This is a genomic window from Mucilaginibacter sp., from assembly GCF_028287845.1.
Lineage (GTDB): Bacteria > Bacteroidota > Bacteroidia > Sphingobacteriales > Sphingobacteriaceae > Mucilaginibacter.
The window spans coordinates 50,145-65,698 of the sequence record NZ_JAQBOW010000070.1; the positions used below are offsets into that span (position 1 = coordinate 50,145).

At 38.7% G+C, this 15,554-nt stretch carries 15 protein-coding genes and 3 tRNA genes; 8 read left to right on the top strand and 10 right to left on the bottom strand.

Going from position 1 to position 15,554, the window contains the following annotated elements:
• The first annotated feature begins 4 nt into the window (after positions 1 to 4).
• The 3 genes from JWP71_RS06325 to JWP71_RS06335 are packed head-to-tail and all read left to right on the top strand — an operon-like array spanning position 5 to position 2,608.
• Complete coding sequence (locus JWP71_RS06325; RefSeq protein ID WP_299498026.1) at positions 5 to 436, top strand: hypothetical protein; 432 nt, start codon at positions 5 to 7, stop codon at positions 434 to 436.
• Positions 437 to 486: 50 nt separating this feature from the next.
• The gene (locus JWP71_RS06330) at positions 487 to 2,244 is read left to right on the top strand and encodes a hypothetical protein (RefSeq protein ID WP_299498027.1); all 1,758 of its coding nucleotides are present in this window, start codon (positions 487 to 489) and stop codon (positions 2,242 to 2,244) included.
• Position 2,245: 1 nt separating this feature from the next.
• Positions 2,246 to 2,608: a hypothetical protein gene (locus tag JWP71_RS06335; RefSeq protein WP_299498028.1), complete on the top strand. Its 363-nt coding sequence runs from the start codon at positions 2,246 to 2,248 to the stop codon at positions 2,606 to 2,608.
• Between the two features lie 115 nt (positions 2,609 to 2,723).
• On the opposite strand, the gene JWP71_RS06340 is transcribed toward JWP71_RS06335, so the two are convergent.
• Complete coding sequence (locus JWP71_RS06340; protein ID WP_299498029.1) at positions 2,724 to 2,891, bottom strand: hypothetical protein; 168 nt, start codon at positions 2,889 to 2,891, stop codon at positions 2,724 to 2,726.
• Between the two features lie 21 nt (positions 2,892 to 2,912).
• Between JWP71_RS06340 and JWP71_RS06345 the strand changes: the two genes are divergently transcribed.
• Positions 2,913 to 3,455, top strand: a complete 543-nt coding sequence (locus JWP71_RS06345) for a CHAP domain-containing protein (RefSeq protein ID WP_299498031.1) — start codon at positions 2,913 to 2,915, stop codon at positions 3,453 to 3,455.
• On the top strand, positions 3,452 to 4,075 hold the full coding sequence (locus JWP71_RS06350) for a hypothetical protein (protein WP_299498032.1): 624 nt from the start codon (positions 3,452 to 3,454) through the stop codon (positions 4,073 to 4,075). Before JWP71_RS06345 ends, JWP71_RS06350 begins: the two co-directional genes overlap by 4 nt.
• A gap of 13 nt (positions 4,076 to 4,088) precedes the next feature.
• Here the strand turns inward: JWP71_RS06350 and JWP71_RS06355 are convergent.
• Positions 4,089 to 4,172: transfer RNA gene (locus tag JWP71_RS06355), tRNA-Leu, on the bottom strand.
• An 85-nt stretch (positions 4,173 to 4,257) separates the two neighbouring features.
• Positions 4,258 to 4,341 (bottom strand) — tRNA-Leu (locus tag JWP71_RS06360).
• A gap of 113 nt (positions 4,342 to 4,454) precedes the next feature.
• On the opposite strand from JWP71_RS06360, the gene JWP71_RS06365 reads away from it, so the two are divergent.
• The 3 genes from JWP71_RS06365 to JWP71_RS06375 all read left to right on the top strand — a co-directional run bounded on the left by JWP71_RS06365 (position 4,455) and on the right by JWP71_RS06375 (position 6,079).
• Positions 4,455 to 4,892: a DUF2147 domain-containing protein gene (locus JWP71_RS06365; protein WP_299498033.1), complete on the top strand. Its 438-nt coding sequence runs from the start codon at positions 4,455 to 4,457 to the stop codon at positions 4,890 to 4,892.
• On the top strand, positions 4,892 to 5,896 hold the full coding sequence (locus JWP71_RS06370; protein WP_299498034.1) for a YCF48-related protein: 1,005 nt from the start codon (positions 4,892 to 4,894) through the stop codon (positions 5,894 to 5,896). The genes JWP71_RS06365 and JWP71_RS06370 overlap by 1 nt, the downstream gene beginning before the upstream one ends.
• Positions 5,897 to 6,006: 110 nt before the next feature.
• A tRNA-Lys gene (locus JWP71_RS06375) sits at positions 6,007 to 6,079 on the top strand.
• Between the two features lie 226 nt (positions 6,080 to 6,305).
• Here JWP71_RS06375 and JWP71_RS06380 read toward each other — a convergent pair.
• The 7 genes from JWP71_RS06380 to JWP71_RS06410 form a co-directional block, all read right to left on the bottom strand.
• Positions 6,306 to 7,094: a CHAD domain-containing protein gene (locus JWP71_RS06380; RefSeq protein ID WP_299498035.1), complete on the bottom strand. Its 789-nt coding sequence runs from the start codon at positions 7,092 to 7,094 to the stop codon at positions 6,306 to 6,308.
• A 245-nt stretch (positions 7,095 to 7,339) separates the two neighbouring features.
• On the bottom strand, positions 7,340 to 8,392 hold the full coding sequence (locus tag JWP71_RS06385; RefSeq protein WP_299498036.1) for a glycosyl hydrolase family 18 protein: 1,053 nt from the start codon (positions 8,390 to 8,392) through the stop codon (positions 7,340 to 7,342).
• Between the two features lie 118 nt (positions 8,393 to 8,510).
• Complete coding sequence (gene nagB / locus JWP71_RS06390; RefSeq protein WP_299498037.1) at positions 8,511 to 10,430, bottom strand: glucosamine-6-phosphate deaminase; 1,920 nt, start codon at positions 10,428 to 10,430, stop codon at positions 8,511 to 8,513.
• A 45-nt stretch (positions 10,431 to 10,475) separates the two neighbouring features.
• Positions 10,476 to 11,285 carry an N-acetylmuramic acid 6-phosphate etherase gene (gene murQ, locus JWP71_RS06395; protein ID WP_299498038.1) on the bottom strand — a complete coding sequence of 270 codons (810 nt, stop codon included), beginning with the start codon at positions 11,283 to 11,285 and terminating at the stop codon, positions 10,476 to 10,478.
• A gap of 105 nt (positions 11,286 to 11,390) precedes the next feature.
• Complete coding sequence (locus JWP71_RS06400) at positions 11,391 to 13,205, bottom strand: serine hydrolase (protein ID WP_299498039.1); 1,815 nt, start codon at positions 13,203 to 13,205, stop codon at positions 11,391 to 11,393.
• Between the two features lie 50 nt (positions 13,206 to 13,255).
• A complete protein-coding gene (locus JWP71_RS06405) occupies positions 13,256 to 14,569 on the bottom strand; it encodes a RagB/SusD family nutrient uptake outer membrane protein (protein ID WP_299498040.1) in 1,314 nt (437 codons plus the stop codon).
• 17 nt (positions 14,570 to 14,586) lie between these two features.
• Positions 14,587 to 15,554, bottom strand: a 968-nt coding sequence (locus tag JWP71_RS06410; protein ID WP_299498041.1) for a TonB-dependent receptor, incomplete at its 5' end; no start/stop codon positions are given.

Genomic DNA, 15,554 nt, shown 5'->3' on the forward strand with positions numbered 1-15,554 from the left:
AACTATGGACAGTTCATCAAATCAATTATCATTTGCCACGCTTACTGGCACCTATCCCGCAACCAAATTAGCCTCAGGTCTATCCATCAATACAGATACTTTAATAGCTACCGGTGCAAGCCATGCAAGTATCGTTTTGGATGTGCTTTTCAGAAGTAAAGAAACCGTTACGCGCAATTTTGATATTATCATTTGTGCAACGGGCTCAAATGCTACAGCCGAAAATAATCGGGCGCAAATTATTATCCCGGCTAACTCAGGCAATAACGGCAGCGCAGCACTTTGCTCATTAGCTGCTTTAGCACCATTATTATTCGATTTGGATTTAGCAGGTAATAGGGTATTAACGCTTGAAAGTGGAATATCTATTTATGTACGTAACCTGGCTGCATTAACAGCTGATATTTATGTAACTGTTAAACAAAGAAATTTCTAAACGGCATTAGCCCTCTTGAGTACAATTAAAAAAAATAATAGAACGAAAAAATGATAGGCGTATCTACATCACCATTTAATTTATCAATGCTCAGGAAAAGAAATACCTGGTATACGGTAAGTAGTGGCAATTTCAGTAATCCTGCTATATGGATAAGTAATGGGAAGAAAAAACACAATTATCCGCAAGCTGGTGATGATGTGATTATAAATCATGATGTAACGGTAGATTTAGGTTTTACTACAGTTAATAATCTCTACGTATATGGAAACTTGAATTTTACATCAAGCTATGGCACAGCGCTAGCAATTAATGGAAATTTGAATGCAACCGGAACTGTTGATATGTCTTCAACAGCGAATTGTATTTTACGACTAAATAACTCATTTAATTATATTAATAATTTCATCCCCGGTAGTCATTCAACCGTATCCTATGCAGCAATATGGGATCAGGATATAATGGATATAACCTACCAAAACTTAGCCTTAGGAGGATATGGTAATAAAAATGTAATTGCCCCTCTTACGGTTAATGGTGTTACTACATTTAGTCCCTTACTGGATAATGGCACTGTAACATTATTAAACAAGTCGTCGGCCAATAAGTTAACTTTTATTGGGGCTATTACTTGGATTAGTTTAGCTGGCAATATAGATAACAGTGTAAATGCTGATATAGAAATTAGAGGGGGTATAAGTTGGGACTATCGCTTTGCAAATGTAAACTTAGGATCAGGTAACTTATATTTCAATGGCACACAATCAATTAATATTGGAGGAAATAGTGGTTATGCCGGTGTTGGTTGGAATAACTTTAATACCATATTAATAAAGGGTTCTTCAGTTGTTACTTTTGGCCCAGTTAGTACTCCAATTATTATAAACGGCTCTATTGATGGAGAAATCTCCAGCAGCACATTGAATGTTTCTGGGACTTTATATCAAGCTACTAATGTAGCACCTATGGCAACCAACGGTGTATATAATTATAATTTTGGTGGTACTTCAATTATAGGTTATACATATAATGGTAACTATACTTTACCTTATGGTTCTTATAATGGATTAGTCATTGCAGGAACAGGAACAAAAACCTTGGGGCAAAACACTACGTTAACTGGCCAACTTCAATTAGCAACCGGGACATTTGAACTATCAAGTTTTAACTTTACAGTAAATGGGGTAACAAATTCTTCTTCTGGAACCTTTAGTAAAAACAGTAGCTCCGGTTCAACAGTGTTTAAAGGAATGTTGGGTTCAGCCGGTGTCTTTGGTACAGCTAATTTTAATGTTTCTGGAACAGTTATAGAATTTCAAAATGGTTTTGGCTATGATATGCGCTCCTTTGTTCTAAATACAAGGGCAGGTGTAACTATAAAATTTACAACAAATAATCAAACTATCTTCTTTGGTGGTGGTGTACAGGTAATGAATGCTGATGTTTTAATATCTGGTGCCATAACAGTAAGTTATACTAGTTCCTTGGGTTGGATATGTAATGGTGTAATTAATGGTGATAATGCATCTTCTAAACTTCTAATAAACCAGACTAACGCATCGAGAGGACTAACCTATAATAATGCCCAACAACCTATGCAAACAGGTATTATGGATAGTTCAATTGCATCCATATTTGTATATGGGTTATTGAGTGGGCAAGATATTACACCTGGTACTTATTATAACTTAACATTAAACGGTAGTGGTGCTAAGAAGTTGTTGGGTAATGTGAGTGTTACGAATACTTATACTTTAACTTCTCCAGCCACTTTAGACAGTAACAGCTTTGCTTTAACAAATCCATAAAATGATTTTCGAAACAACCAATTTAATTACCATCCTTTCCATGCTTTGCTCTGCTGGATTCGGCATGACGGTTTCAACTATTGCGTTACGTAAAAAAACGAAAGCGGAAACTATGCTTTTTAATACGGAAATGTACAGCACCATGTTGGGCGACCTCCGCGCGCAAATTAATTTGCAGGGCGATCAGCTTAAAAACCAGGCGCAGCAAATATTGAATCTGCAAAAAAAAGAAATTGAGAATGTAAAGATCATTAAAAATCAACAAAAGCGCGAAAGTGACCATCTTAAACGCATCAAGGAACTGGAAACAACAATTAAACAATTGGAAGCCAAAATATTAACACTTCAAAAGCAGATAGCATGATAAATAAATTTAAATTATGGCTCATTAATAAATGGGCTACATTAGAAAGCTTAGCCCGCAAACACCGTGAATATATTGGCATCATGGTTGCCTTATTAATTGTATGGGTATCCCCCTACCTTATAAGAGATATTGATCCATCAGCAGCTCCCATTGATCCTGGAATATTGAGCGGTATAATATTGGCAGTAGTAGCGGTACTGGTATTCAACTCAATAACCTGGTGGCTCATAAGATCCATCTGGCCAGTATTCTCTGAATATTCAAATAATACATTTATCATAGATTTTCAATCTCTTCAACCATGTCAACGAGTACTTATTTACCTAGGGTTCTTCTTATCATTTGTTACTTTTCTCTTAATAGCTTTAGTAGCGATAGTTTAAGAACCAAGGTAAAACACATATATGATGCGGAAGTAGGTGTACATGAACAAACAAATCATAACGATGGTGTGCGGGTTGAAGCCTATTTGCGGTATTGCAGCCTTACTAAAGGTAATCCATGGTGTGCTTCTTTTGTTTGCTGGGCCTATGGGCAAGCCAAAATTAAAAATCCACGGAGCGGATACTGCCCGGATCTGTTTAATTCAAACCATACTATTTACAAACGTACCATTAGATCACCGCAGGCACATCCCCAAACCGGCGACGTATGGGGCTTATATTTTCCCGAAAAAGGAAGAGTTGCTCATGTCGGTTTTGTTGACCAATGGCAAAATAAGTATGTCATAACTGTTGAGGGCAATACTAACGAAGCCGGCAACCGAGAAGGCGATGGTGTTTACCGTAAACGCCGCACAATTAAATCAATTTATGTAGTAGCTAATTATATCCACAAAAAATGAAAAGATATTTATTAATAATAATTACCGCCGTAATGTTTTTAGGATGTGCTGAAAAAACACATGTTATTAACACCGCTAAAGTGTTAAAACAAACTAAGAGTTCAAATGATAGTATAGGGCAAAAGAAAATAGAAACAGTCGATCGGAGTGTGACAACAATTTACAAAGATATAGACACCAGCGTAAATACAACCGGTAAGCCTTTAACCGGATATATTACTACCACAGCTTTTAACAATAAAGATACAATGGTTGCTCTTTTTGAAAACAATGATGTTGGCCTATATCTTAAAGTTGATAAAAAAACTGGTATTACAACAGCTATTGCTACGCCAAAATCCCAAAAAACAAGTATAAAAATTCATGAAAAGACAACCATCAGTAATGATATTCACATTATAGAAGCTGTAAAATCAGACTTAAAAACCAGGACTGAAACCAAAGTAGATTCTAACGACAAGCATGTAATTGATCACACTTACCCATCAGCAATTAATAACAGTTTTAAAAAAATAGCTATTTGGCTCCTGGTGATTATTATAATAGCGGGAATAGCCTTTTGCCGGATTAAAAAGTTTAGCGTTATTGGCTTAATTATCGGGTGGATAAAAGCGTATTAAGCAGAGTTTAAAGTGCCCGGAACGAGATTCGAACTCGTACATCCTTGCGAATGCCACCCCCTCAAGATGGTGCGTCTACCAATTTCGCCACCCGGGCATTAGTAAGATTAGATGTTAGAATTGAGATATGGCACAAATATTAACTTGTATTTCATATCTCAATTCTAAAATCTAAAAGGATGTGCCCGAAGAGAGACTCGAACTCTCAAGAGACAATTCTCAACGGCTTCTGAGACCGCAACGTTTACCAATTTCGCCATCCGGGCAGGACGACAAATATAAGTCTTTCGGTCATATTGCTTAATATAAATATAAAATATATACTCTTGATTAGATCACTTATAAAAAGATTAACTTCGGATAACCAAATTATAAAATCATGTACAAGAAAACCAGATTGATTTTACTGTTTTTAGCAATTTTTAATTTTTCAGCATCTGCCCAAAAGGCCGATGCCATATTAGGCACCTGGGTTAACCCGAGCGGAGAGGATCATATACTTATCTATAAAACAGGTAATAAATACTTCGGTAAGCTTGATTGGATAAAATACCCTAACGATGAGACTGGTAAACCTAAAACTGATAAGAAAAACCCGGATGCTGCATTAAAATCACGGCCGGAGCTTGGCTTGGAACTGCTAAAGGATTTTATTTTTGATGGAGATAATGTATATGTTGACGGCACTATATATGATCCTAAAAGCGGAAAAACTTATAGCTGTAAAATGACCATAGATGGCAATAAGTTAAAAATACGTGGTTATGTTGGCATCTCCTTATTAGGCAGGTCAGAAATATGGACCCGTGTAAAATAATGGACAAACCACTATTGTTTATTTCGCATACAATTTTATTATTGCTTATTACATCGGGCGTAATGGCCCAGCATGTTGATGTATTGCAGCAGAATAAACCAACCAGCATACGCGGCTTATCAGTTGTTGACGATAATGTAGCCTGGGTAAGTGGTAGCAAAGGCTATGTAGCCATGACAGCCGATGGCGGTAAAAACTGGAATTGGCAGCAGGTAAAAGGTTTTGAAAAAGCTGAGTTCAGAGACATTGAAGCTTTTTCTGATAAAGAAGCAGTGATAATGAGCTCTGGTACACCGGCATTAATACTAAAAACTATTGATGGTGGAGCAAACTGGAAAATTAATTATCGAAATACCGATACAGCTTACTTTTTAGATGCGATGGATTTTGATAGTCGGCAGCATGGCTTCGTTATGGGCGATCCCATTAAAGGAAAATTCCTGCTACTGGAAACCAAAGATGGCGGCAATAACTGGAATACCTTTAATGGCCCCGATGCTTTACCTTCACAGGCTGCGTTTGCAGCAAGTGGCACTTGTTTAAGAACTAATGGCCTATTTGCTATAATAACCGGCGGTAGTGTTGCAGAGGTCATTACCCTTAAAACAAAAGGCACCTGGAAGCATTCACGCGTTCCTATTATACATGGGCAAAGTGCCCAAGGAGCATTTTCTATTTCAGCAGGGCCCCGCCAATATGTTGTGGTTGGTGGCGACTATCAGAAAGATATGCTACAAGATTCTACAGCATGTTACTCAACCGACAACGGATTAACCTGGCATTTAGCAAACATCTTTCCGGCAGGTTTTCAATCAGCTGTAGAGTATATTAAAGAAGATACTTTCATATCCACAGGAACATCAGGAACCAATATGACCACCAATGGCGGTATAACATGGACCAAAATAGACGCAACCAGCTATAACGCATGCCGCAAGGCAAAACATGGAAAATTGGTTTTGTTAGCCGGCAATGGCGGAAAAATCGGCATTTTAAAATTGTAGAATACTGGCAATGAACTAATTAATAATGCTGAAAAATAAATTCAAATAAGGCTTGCGTTCATAGTCAAATACTTCTATATTTGCACCACTTTAAACGGAAACGCTTAGATGATTTCGTAGCTCAGCTGGTAGAGCATAACACTTTTAATGTTGGGGTCCTGGGTTCGAATCCCAGCGGGATCACAAAAACGTCCCCAACGACGTTACTGTTAAAGAAGAAAGTCTCTTGAAAAAGAGGCTTTCTTTGTTTAAAAGCGTTTTTTCAATATAAAAAAAATCAAGCAGAAAATTGGATAATGCGTAACAATAAATTTCTCTTGCTGGGAAATGGATGTTCCATATCAAAAATCTTCAAAACGCAGCTTAAAGGCCCCCATTAATACTGTGCGGAAAATCTCTATGCCTCGCTTTAGCTTATTTGTTCAACAGGTAGTTCTGTCACCGTGGTCGCCTGGTTATAAAAATTTTTAGTCAGTATAGTGATCTGCTTTTTTAACCGGCTATCCTGCTTTTTTAGCTTGTTAAGCGCAACTTGATCTATTATCTCGTTAGAAAATAATTTGATGGCCAGCATATGATCGTGCCAGTCTCCGATAAGGGCTTGTACCCGCTCCAGGTAATCCTTGTTAAAACCGATGGCAGGCACAGTATGGGCCAATTTATAATTATAGATCAGCATCTTTACCTGTTTACGGCATTGATGTAAGCAATCATCAAATTTAAGTATTGCAAGAGAATCCCCAATTTGCTCCAGTCGGGTTTGATAAAACAGGCTAATATGCAGATTACTTACCGGCTTGATTTTACCTTTTAATATCCGGCGTGTAACTTTTACTCTTTCCAAAAATCTTACTTTGTTTGATTTAAATTTCTTGCCTGCCTTAATTTCCAATTGGTGTTGAGTGTCTATAAACGCATCATTGTGAATTTGCTGCGCCTTACCTAATTCCTGGTTCATATATGCGTTCCGTATCTCGCCCGCCTGTTTAAATATTTTGTTGATGGGTTTGAAATACCCGGCCAATTCGGGGAGGTCGCCCATGCTATCAGATAAGATTAAAAAAGCACGTAATTTTTTAACCTGAACCCTAAAATCGTGCAGATCTTCTTGTTGCGCTTTCTTAAAAAAAGACTTCAAATGAGATTTCATATCGGCCCATTCCTGATCAAAATATTCCCTTGCTTCCTTTTTTTTCATCCTGGCATTATAGAAAAAAATATAACAAGTATTTCATTATATTAGTTTTAAACAATCATTTGAATGATACACAGCTTCGTCACGGCTATTGAGTACCTGACCAGCAATGCCACAAATTCCACCTATGGTGGCGTTTCTAAATTATGATCGGCAACAGGTTCGACAGAGGTTAACGGGTTTTAGCAACAATCCCATTACAGGATGCTTTGGTCGCTTTAAAGGAACACGATCGTTTACTGAATAGATTATCTCCTTTTTGTCTCTTTACCTAATACATCCCAAAAAGCAAGATCTTCCCTACCCAGTGCCCATACAGATATGCCTCTCAATTTATATTTTGCCAGGATAGATAGTTTGGGTTTTAGCGACTGCGCATCTTCAATATAAAGATATTCATACACGCCATCGTTATCCCAAACTGCATAATTGCAACCTGCTTTTTCATTCCAGATGGGTTTTACATTATATTTCCCAAGCAAATATTGCACGGTGTTATATCCTATTTGCTGCCCGTTAGAAAACCCTCCTCTTTCTTCGGTATAATCCGGAAACCAATGCACAGAATAATCAGGAATGCCTAATGAAAGTTTCTGTGCCGGCACCCCCTCATCCAGTAAATATTTAACAATACGCTCCATCCAATCTACACCTGCCACGGGCCCGGGTGGTGTGCGCCTGGTATGCTGATCATAAGTCATTATAGACAAGAAATCGCCGACAGCTGCAAGTTCTTTAAAATTATAACCAGCGCGCCAGTTCTCAAACAAAAAACTATGATAAGCAGTTGGCCCGCCAACATTCTCTATAGTATGTACCAGCGCTGCAGATAATTGTAATTTTTCATGATGCAAGGCTTCGGCTGTCTCTTTAAAAAAAGAGGTAAAATTATCACGATCAGTAATGTTAAGACCCTCCATATCAAATTGCCATCCATCAAGCCCATATTGTTTGGCATACAGCAGCATCATATCAATTGCACGTTTACGCGCTACCGGGTTAGTAACTATATTATGCAACAACAGGGCATTAAAACCTGTATTTACTATTAAAGGCATAACCTTTATATTATTTGCTTTTGAAATTTCTAATAGCCTGGGATCAACAGAGCCCGACAATACACCTTCTTTACTGATGAAAAATACCTGCGGGCATACAATGGATATCTGGCTTACATTTTTTCGGAAACTTTCAAAGGAATCCGGGCTATCAGTCATATAAAACAAATTTTCGGATCGTTCCTGCGCCTGAATTTTAAACCCTGTTACCAGAATGACCAGAATTGTAAAAAGCTTTCTCATAGAATTAATTGTTAAATGTTATTACTGTACTGTACCACGAACACGTTGATGCATTGCGACACATTCTGGCACGCCAAAAATTACAATATACTGAAGACCAACGTATTAATATTCTGTTTTAATAGTTCCAGCGTACAAAAGCTTCAATAGCCTCATACTCGGCTAAGCCAAGCTGATTATAACCAAATGCAGTCTCTTTTGTCCTGTCCTCTGCACGCACCCAAAACTCCCTTGAATCTTCTCCGGGGAAAACAGGCATATCTTTTTGAGATTGATGTTTAAATATAGCTAACCGTTTGCGCATAACCTCTTCGGGTGATAATGGAACGGCCATTTGAATTTCATGGATAGGAAATTCATGCCATGCCCCCCGGTATAACCATAACCAGCAGTCTTTTATCCATTCTTCTGTTTCCCGCAGCCGCTTTAACGCGTTTATAATAATGTCAAAACAAACCTTATGCGTACCATGCGGGTCGGCAAAATCACCGGCAGCGAATATTTGATGAGGTTTAACTGCATTAAGCAAATCCATTGTTTGTTTTATATCATCCTCATAGCTTACACTTTTTTGCGATTTAAAACGATCATAAAATGGCAAATTCATAAAGTGAATACGCTCATCAGGTAAACCTGCATACCTGGCGCCTGCAATAGCTTCGCCTTTTCTTATCTGGCCCTTTACGGTAAGTATTTCATCAGAATCCGTTTGGTTAGGCTGCTTTTCTTTTAAAAAGTTGCGCATCCGCATATACAAGTCTTCTAACTGTGTAGTATCAATTTTTTGATATCTATTAAAGTCGATACTAAACTCAACGTATCGCAATGCATCATCATCCCAAACAGCGGTATTACCCGAAGTCTGATAAGCTACATGCACTTCATGGCCCTGGTCTGCCAGGCGAATAAACGTTCCTCCCATAGATATAACATCATCATCAGGGTGCGGAGAAAATATAACTGTTCTTTTTTTGGCCGGTTCGGCGCGCTCTGGCCGCTGGCTGTCATCGGCATTGGGTTTACCACCGGGCCACCCGGTTATGGTATGCTGCAACTTATTAAATATGTTAATATTTATATTGTAAACGGGCCCTTTTTCTGTAGCCAGTTGCGCCATACCATGGTTATTGTAATCCTCTTCGGTAAGCTTTAAAATTGGCTTTTTTAAGGTTAGCGCAAGCCAGGTTACCGCCTTTTTTATAGCCTGCTCATCCCATATACAATCTTTTACCAGCCACGGTGTATCTAAACGCGTTAATTCTGAAGCAGCATCCCGGTCAACTATAAATTCTACATGATCAGAAAGCTGCAGGTATGTTGCAGGTACATCCGCAGAAATTTCGCCCTCAACGGCCTTTTTTAAAATAGAAGCCTTTTTTTTGCTCCAGGCCATTAAAATAATTTCGCGGGCTTTAAATATGGTACCAATACCCATGGTTATAGCCTTGGTTGGTACATTTTCCTTTCCGCCAAAATCGCGCGAAGCATCGCTTCGGGTAAGGTCATCCAAAGTGACTAATCTGGTACCTGAGTTTGGTGCCGAACCCGGCTCATTAAAACCGATATGCCCGGTACGCCCTATACCTAAAATTTGCATGTCCAGGCCCCCAAGGGCCGTTATTTTACGTTCATATTCCAGGCAAAAATCAGCTACTTTATCTTTTGCTAAAGTACCATCAGGAATATGCACATTGTTAAGGTCGATATCAATATGGTTAAATAAATTATCTTTCATGAAAGTAACATAGCTTTGCGCTGATGTTGGTCTCATTGGATAGTATTCATCCAAATTAAAGGTAATAACGTCTTTAAAACTCAGACTGCCCTCTTTGTGCATACGCACCAGTTCGGCATATACTTTTATTGGCGTTACGCCGGTTGCAAGCCCTAATACTGTTTTTTCATTATTATGTTGTTTGCTCTTTATTAGCATTGCTATGCGCCGGGCCACGGCTATGCTGGCATCAGCTGCATTATCATAAATGGTTACCGGGAGTTTTTCAAACCTTGTTTCTTCAAGTAAATTTAGTCTGGGCATATATTAAAGTTTTCTTGTGAGTAATCTGTTTTAATTTAGGTTTGTTTAACTATGACCCGCTGCCGCTATAGCCTGGCGTATGCTTCCATATTTTTTCAACAAACCTTCGGCGGTTTCCTCATCTATGCCGGTTTCTTTCATTATTATATTCACTCCCCGTTTGTATAATTTTGAGTTATTTAATTGCATGTCTATCATTTTATTGCCTCTTACTTTGCCAAGGCCTATCATTACCGAGGTAGTAAGCATGTTTAGTACAAGTTTTTGCGCTGTTCCCGCTTTCATCCGGGTTGAGCCGGTTAAAAACTCGGGGCCTACAACCACTTCAACCGGAAAACGCGCTTCGCGCGAAATAGGGCAATCAGCATTACAAACTACGCAACCGGTAACAATACCCTGCGCATTCGCTGCTTCTAAACCTCCTAAAACATAAGGTGTGGTGCCGGATGCTGCTATGCCAACAACTACGTCTTTATTATTTATACCATAAGCTGCCATATCTTTCCAGGCCTGTTTTTCATCATCTTCGGCATTTTCTACTGCTTTTCTTATCGCGCTGTCGCCACCGGCAATAATGCCGATAACCATATCAGCCGGCACACCAAATGTCGGCGGGCATTCTGAAGCATCTAATACCCCTAATCTGCCACTGGTTCCGGCACCGATATAAAACAATCTGCCGCCGGCTTTCATTTGTGTAGTGACAGCGGCCGAAAGTTTTTCTATTTGCTTTATACTTTTCTTAACCGCTAAAGGCACGGTTTTGTCTTCATCATTTATACTTTGCAGTATATCAATAAGTGACAATTCATGAAGGTTGTTATAATTAGAATCTTTTTCTGTTGTTAGTTCCATTTGATTAAAATAATGTTTTCGATCAGGTAGATCTTTATGATTTATATGTATTTAAATAAACATGCAAAACCTTAAATTCGTATAGTCTTTTAAGTTAATTTTTTATTAATTCTTTCCAACAGCTTTGCTGTTAACTATTGCGTTATAATACATATCCAGAATGCGCGGCCGTAAATTTACTTTTGATACGCCAAATGTTTTACCGTCATCAGGATAAGTACGGTTAGATAGGAATATAAATACCAAATTGTATTTAGGATCAACCCATACATAAGTTCCTGTATAGCCGCTATGCCCGAAAGCTTGTTCAGAGCGATAATCGCCGGGTTGCTTATCATTGCTCACGCGATCATAGCCGTACCCGCGCTGGCTAACTTTAGACTGACGGGAAGTGAACATTTTCACAGTACCTGGCTTATAGTAGTTTTTGCCGCCATATACTCCCTCGTTCAAAAGCATTTGGTAAAAAATTGCCAGATCATTAGCATTGGCAAATAATCCTGCATGCCCTTCTACCCCACCGGCCATAGCTGATCCGGGATCATTCACATAACCCTGTACCAGCATATTCCTAAACCAATTATCATTTTCGGTAGTAGGTACAATTCTTGATTTAGCAAAACGATTGCGCGGCATAAACCCGGTAACCTGTAAGCCTAATGGCAAATAAAACTCATTTGCTGCAAAATCATTCAGTTTTGTATGGCTAACCTCTTCTACTACCTCCTTCATCATATACATACTTAAATCGCTGTATACAAATTTACCCCTGGTATGCCCTTCTGATTTTAATGTAACGGGCCACATAACCTCATCAAAATAATTGGCTCGTAAATAATAATTATCGGCTACCTTAGTTGGATATGCTGCCGATGAATCACGACTCATATCTGAAGGCTTAAGCTGCTCATAAAATTTGATATAGGGCGTAAATCCGGCTTCATGAAGTAAAGCTTCTTTAATTTTCACATCCCGTTTATCCGGTGCATCCCTAACTAAGGCAACATACTTACTTATCGGGCTGTCAAGATTAATAACTTTTCTATCATACAAACGCATAATAGATGGCGTAGTTGCCGTAACCTTAGTAACCGAAGCCATATCAAAAAGATCATCAGGCTTAGTTATTTCAGAACCATCATAGGTATGCTTACCGTAAGCTTTATGAAATATTACCTCTCCATCTTTAGCCAATAACACTACTACCGAAGGAGCTGCATGGGTGGCTATGCCTGCAGCAACTAACGAGTCTATCCCGGCCAACAGATCACTATTTACCGCTACCGCTTCAGGAATTGAATAACCTAAACGTATTTTTTGAGTTTGATAACCTGCACCAATCGTAAAATTAGATGTATAAGTAGCTGTAAGTTTACCTTTGGCAGCAACGCCGCCAAATATTAACTGTGCAGCTATAGAAGCACCTTCACTTGTATTGTTTTTGCAATAAATTACGGGCGATTTGGTATTATTTAAATAGTTTAAATTCTTTCCATCGCCGGTTATTATAAATATTACTTTATTTAAGCTCTCCATATCTTTTACAAACCCTAAGCACGCAGGTGTAAATTTGGTGCTGTTGGAGATTGTAAACAAGATTAAGTTATACAATTTCAGCTTATCATGCAGTGCATTGTAAGCTTGGGTAGTTTCAACATCATTAACATTGAAACCTGTAACATGGCTGTATTTATTTGCTATACTATCAAATACCGAAGCAAAACTATAACCGGCATGAACGCTTGCTACTTTTAAACCCTGAACTTCTTTTAAAGGGATAAAACCCGTGTTATTATTCAACACCACCGCGCTTTGCTCAGCCTCCCTGATTTTGCTCAATTTCTGTTGATTTATGGCATGATTTTGTGCTAACCCAGCTGTAACGCCACATACAAACAGTATAACTAATAAATTTTTCATGGTCAAAAATTTAATCGCGGGGAACATTAATCCCCCGCGATTATGATAATTTAAATTGCCGGATCGACCGGTGTATTTGGATTGACAATTCTTTCCTGTGTTGGGTATGGATAGAATATACGGTTCCTTTCGGTAGTGTTAGCGGGTGGCGCGGGGCGATTGAACCTCCGGGTATCTTCCCATTTTAAGCCGCTTAAATACAACTCTTCACACCGTTGTTTATAAATCTCTGCTAACAAGGCATCAGTAGCTATAGCACCTGAATAAGCAGGCAAACCCGCGTTAACTCCAAATGGGTCTCCGGTAGTTTGTGTTCTAACCGCGTTTATTAAAGTTACCGCAGCATTTAGGTCGCCACCTAAACGTACAGTAGCTTCGGCTTTTATTAATTTAATTTCGTCTGTTAAATAAACAGGGATACTTGTAGTTTGACTTACTGCAAAACCAGTCATTGAAACCACTGGGTCTCCATTGACAATCGCTCTTAGTGTTGTAGAAAAGTAAAAATTATACCTTAAATCGCCTACATCATATAAACCTGCCGGAAGGCCAAAATTGTCTCTTGGGCGATAAGATATAGTAAAATTATAAAGCACGTACAACGGGTTAGGGCTCAGCGTGGTATAAGTAAACTTAGATGTTTTGGTCAGATCTACCAAGTTAGCATTATCCAACGCTTTTTGATTATTACCTGCCATTAAATTTATCCGTGCCTCCATTGCATAAAGCGTATTTTTTAAATCAAAATCAGGGCCGGTAACAGTAGTAGTAAAAGTTGCAGAAGGTGGTGTAGCTGTAATTGTAGCAATACCCAGATCGAGCAACCTTATTGCTTCAGCAAAAACCTGCGCACGTGGTACAAATTTTACGGGGTCTGTTACACTAGTAGCCAAATTTGCCTGCTCAAAAGCCATTGCTAATTCTGCTAAAGCCATCGCTTTAAACAAATAAGCCTGTGCCATAATGCCGCTTAGTATAGCAGGTTCTACTGTCGCAACTTTAGGAGCATTAGTTATAATACTCTCACACATGCCCATTTCGGTCTGCATTGAGCTCCAGTAAGCCAAAATATTACCGTTAGCAGTAGGCAAAGCTGTACCGCCGGCTTCTACTTCTAATGTGTTAGTAAAGGTTGCAACACCTTTAACTTCGCGGGCAGTAACGTCAGGAGTAAGCATAATATTAGCTAAGCCCGTTGTTGAATAATATTGTCTTAAACCAACACTTAAAGCGATGATGCCTGCCCTGGTAGTTAATATCTGCTGATCTGTTGCAGCATTAGGATTAACCTGGTTAAGTTTACATGATGAAACTATAAAGGTTAAAGCGACGATGATATATTTATAATTTATTTTCCTTTTCATGATGTTAATTTTTAATATTAAAGCGTGTAACTTAAACCAATTGCAATAGTTCTTGGTATTGGTACCTCGGTGAAGTCAAAACCACGTACAGCATTACTTTGGCCAGCCGCGTTAGTTTCAGGGTCCCAACCACTATAATGATCAATAGAAAGTAGGTTCCTGCCTGATAACGAGACACGTAATGGTTTACTGTTTAACATTTTTAACCTTAAATCATAAGAGGCAGAAAGTTCACGTAGTTTAAGGTATGAGCCGTCTTCTATCCAGTTTTCAAAAATACCATAAAGTGCTGCCGAAGTTCCTTTTGGTACTTTACCCTCTAACTCAGGCATATAACCAGCAAGGCTACCATAAATATCCCTGTCGCCTACACGTTTAGTAAAGTTAAATACTTTGTTGCCGTATGAGGCATCCCATTGCATTCTGAAAGTGAAGTTTTTTCCAACTGCAAACTCATTGGTAAATGATCCGGTCCATTTTGGATTAGGGTCACCAATTACTTTGCTCAGGGTTGATCCGGTTGGCTGACCGGTTACAGGGTCACGACCAGATTTTTCTGTTTGGGGCAAACCTGCTGCATTCAGCAAAATCGATCCGTCAGCTTTTCGGGCAAAATAAGTAGAATAAAATGCTCCCAACGCATAACCGTTAACTGCCGCAACCTGGCCAAATCCACCGGGGAAAGTAACTAAACCACCCGGTACATCACTTACAATATTTTTATTTATTGAAAATATAATCGTTGTGTTCCATTTAAAATTTTTGTTTTGAACAGGTATACCTCTTAATAATAGCTCAATACCTTTATTGCTCATGTTACCAACGTTTTGATATTGTGTTCCAAAACCCTCTGATGGACGTAAGGTTACCAGCAATAAAAGATCTTTTACAGCTTTATTGTAATAAGTAAATTCAAAACCTAAACGATCATTCAGGAAACCTGCATCCAAACCAATTTCCTTTTCGGTTTGACGTTCTGGCTTAA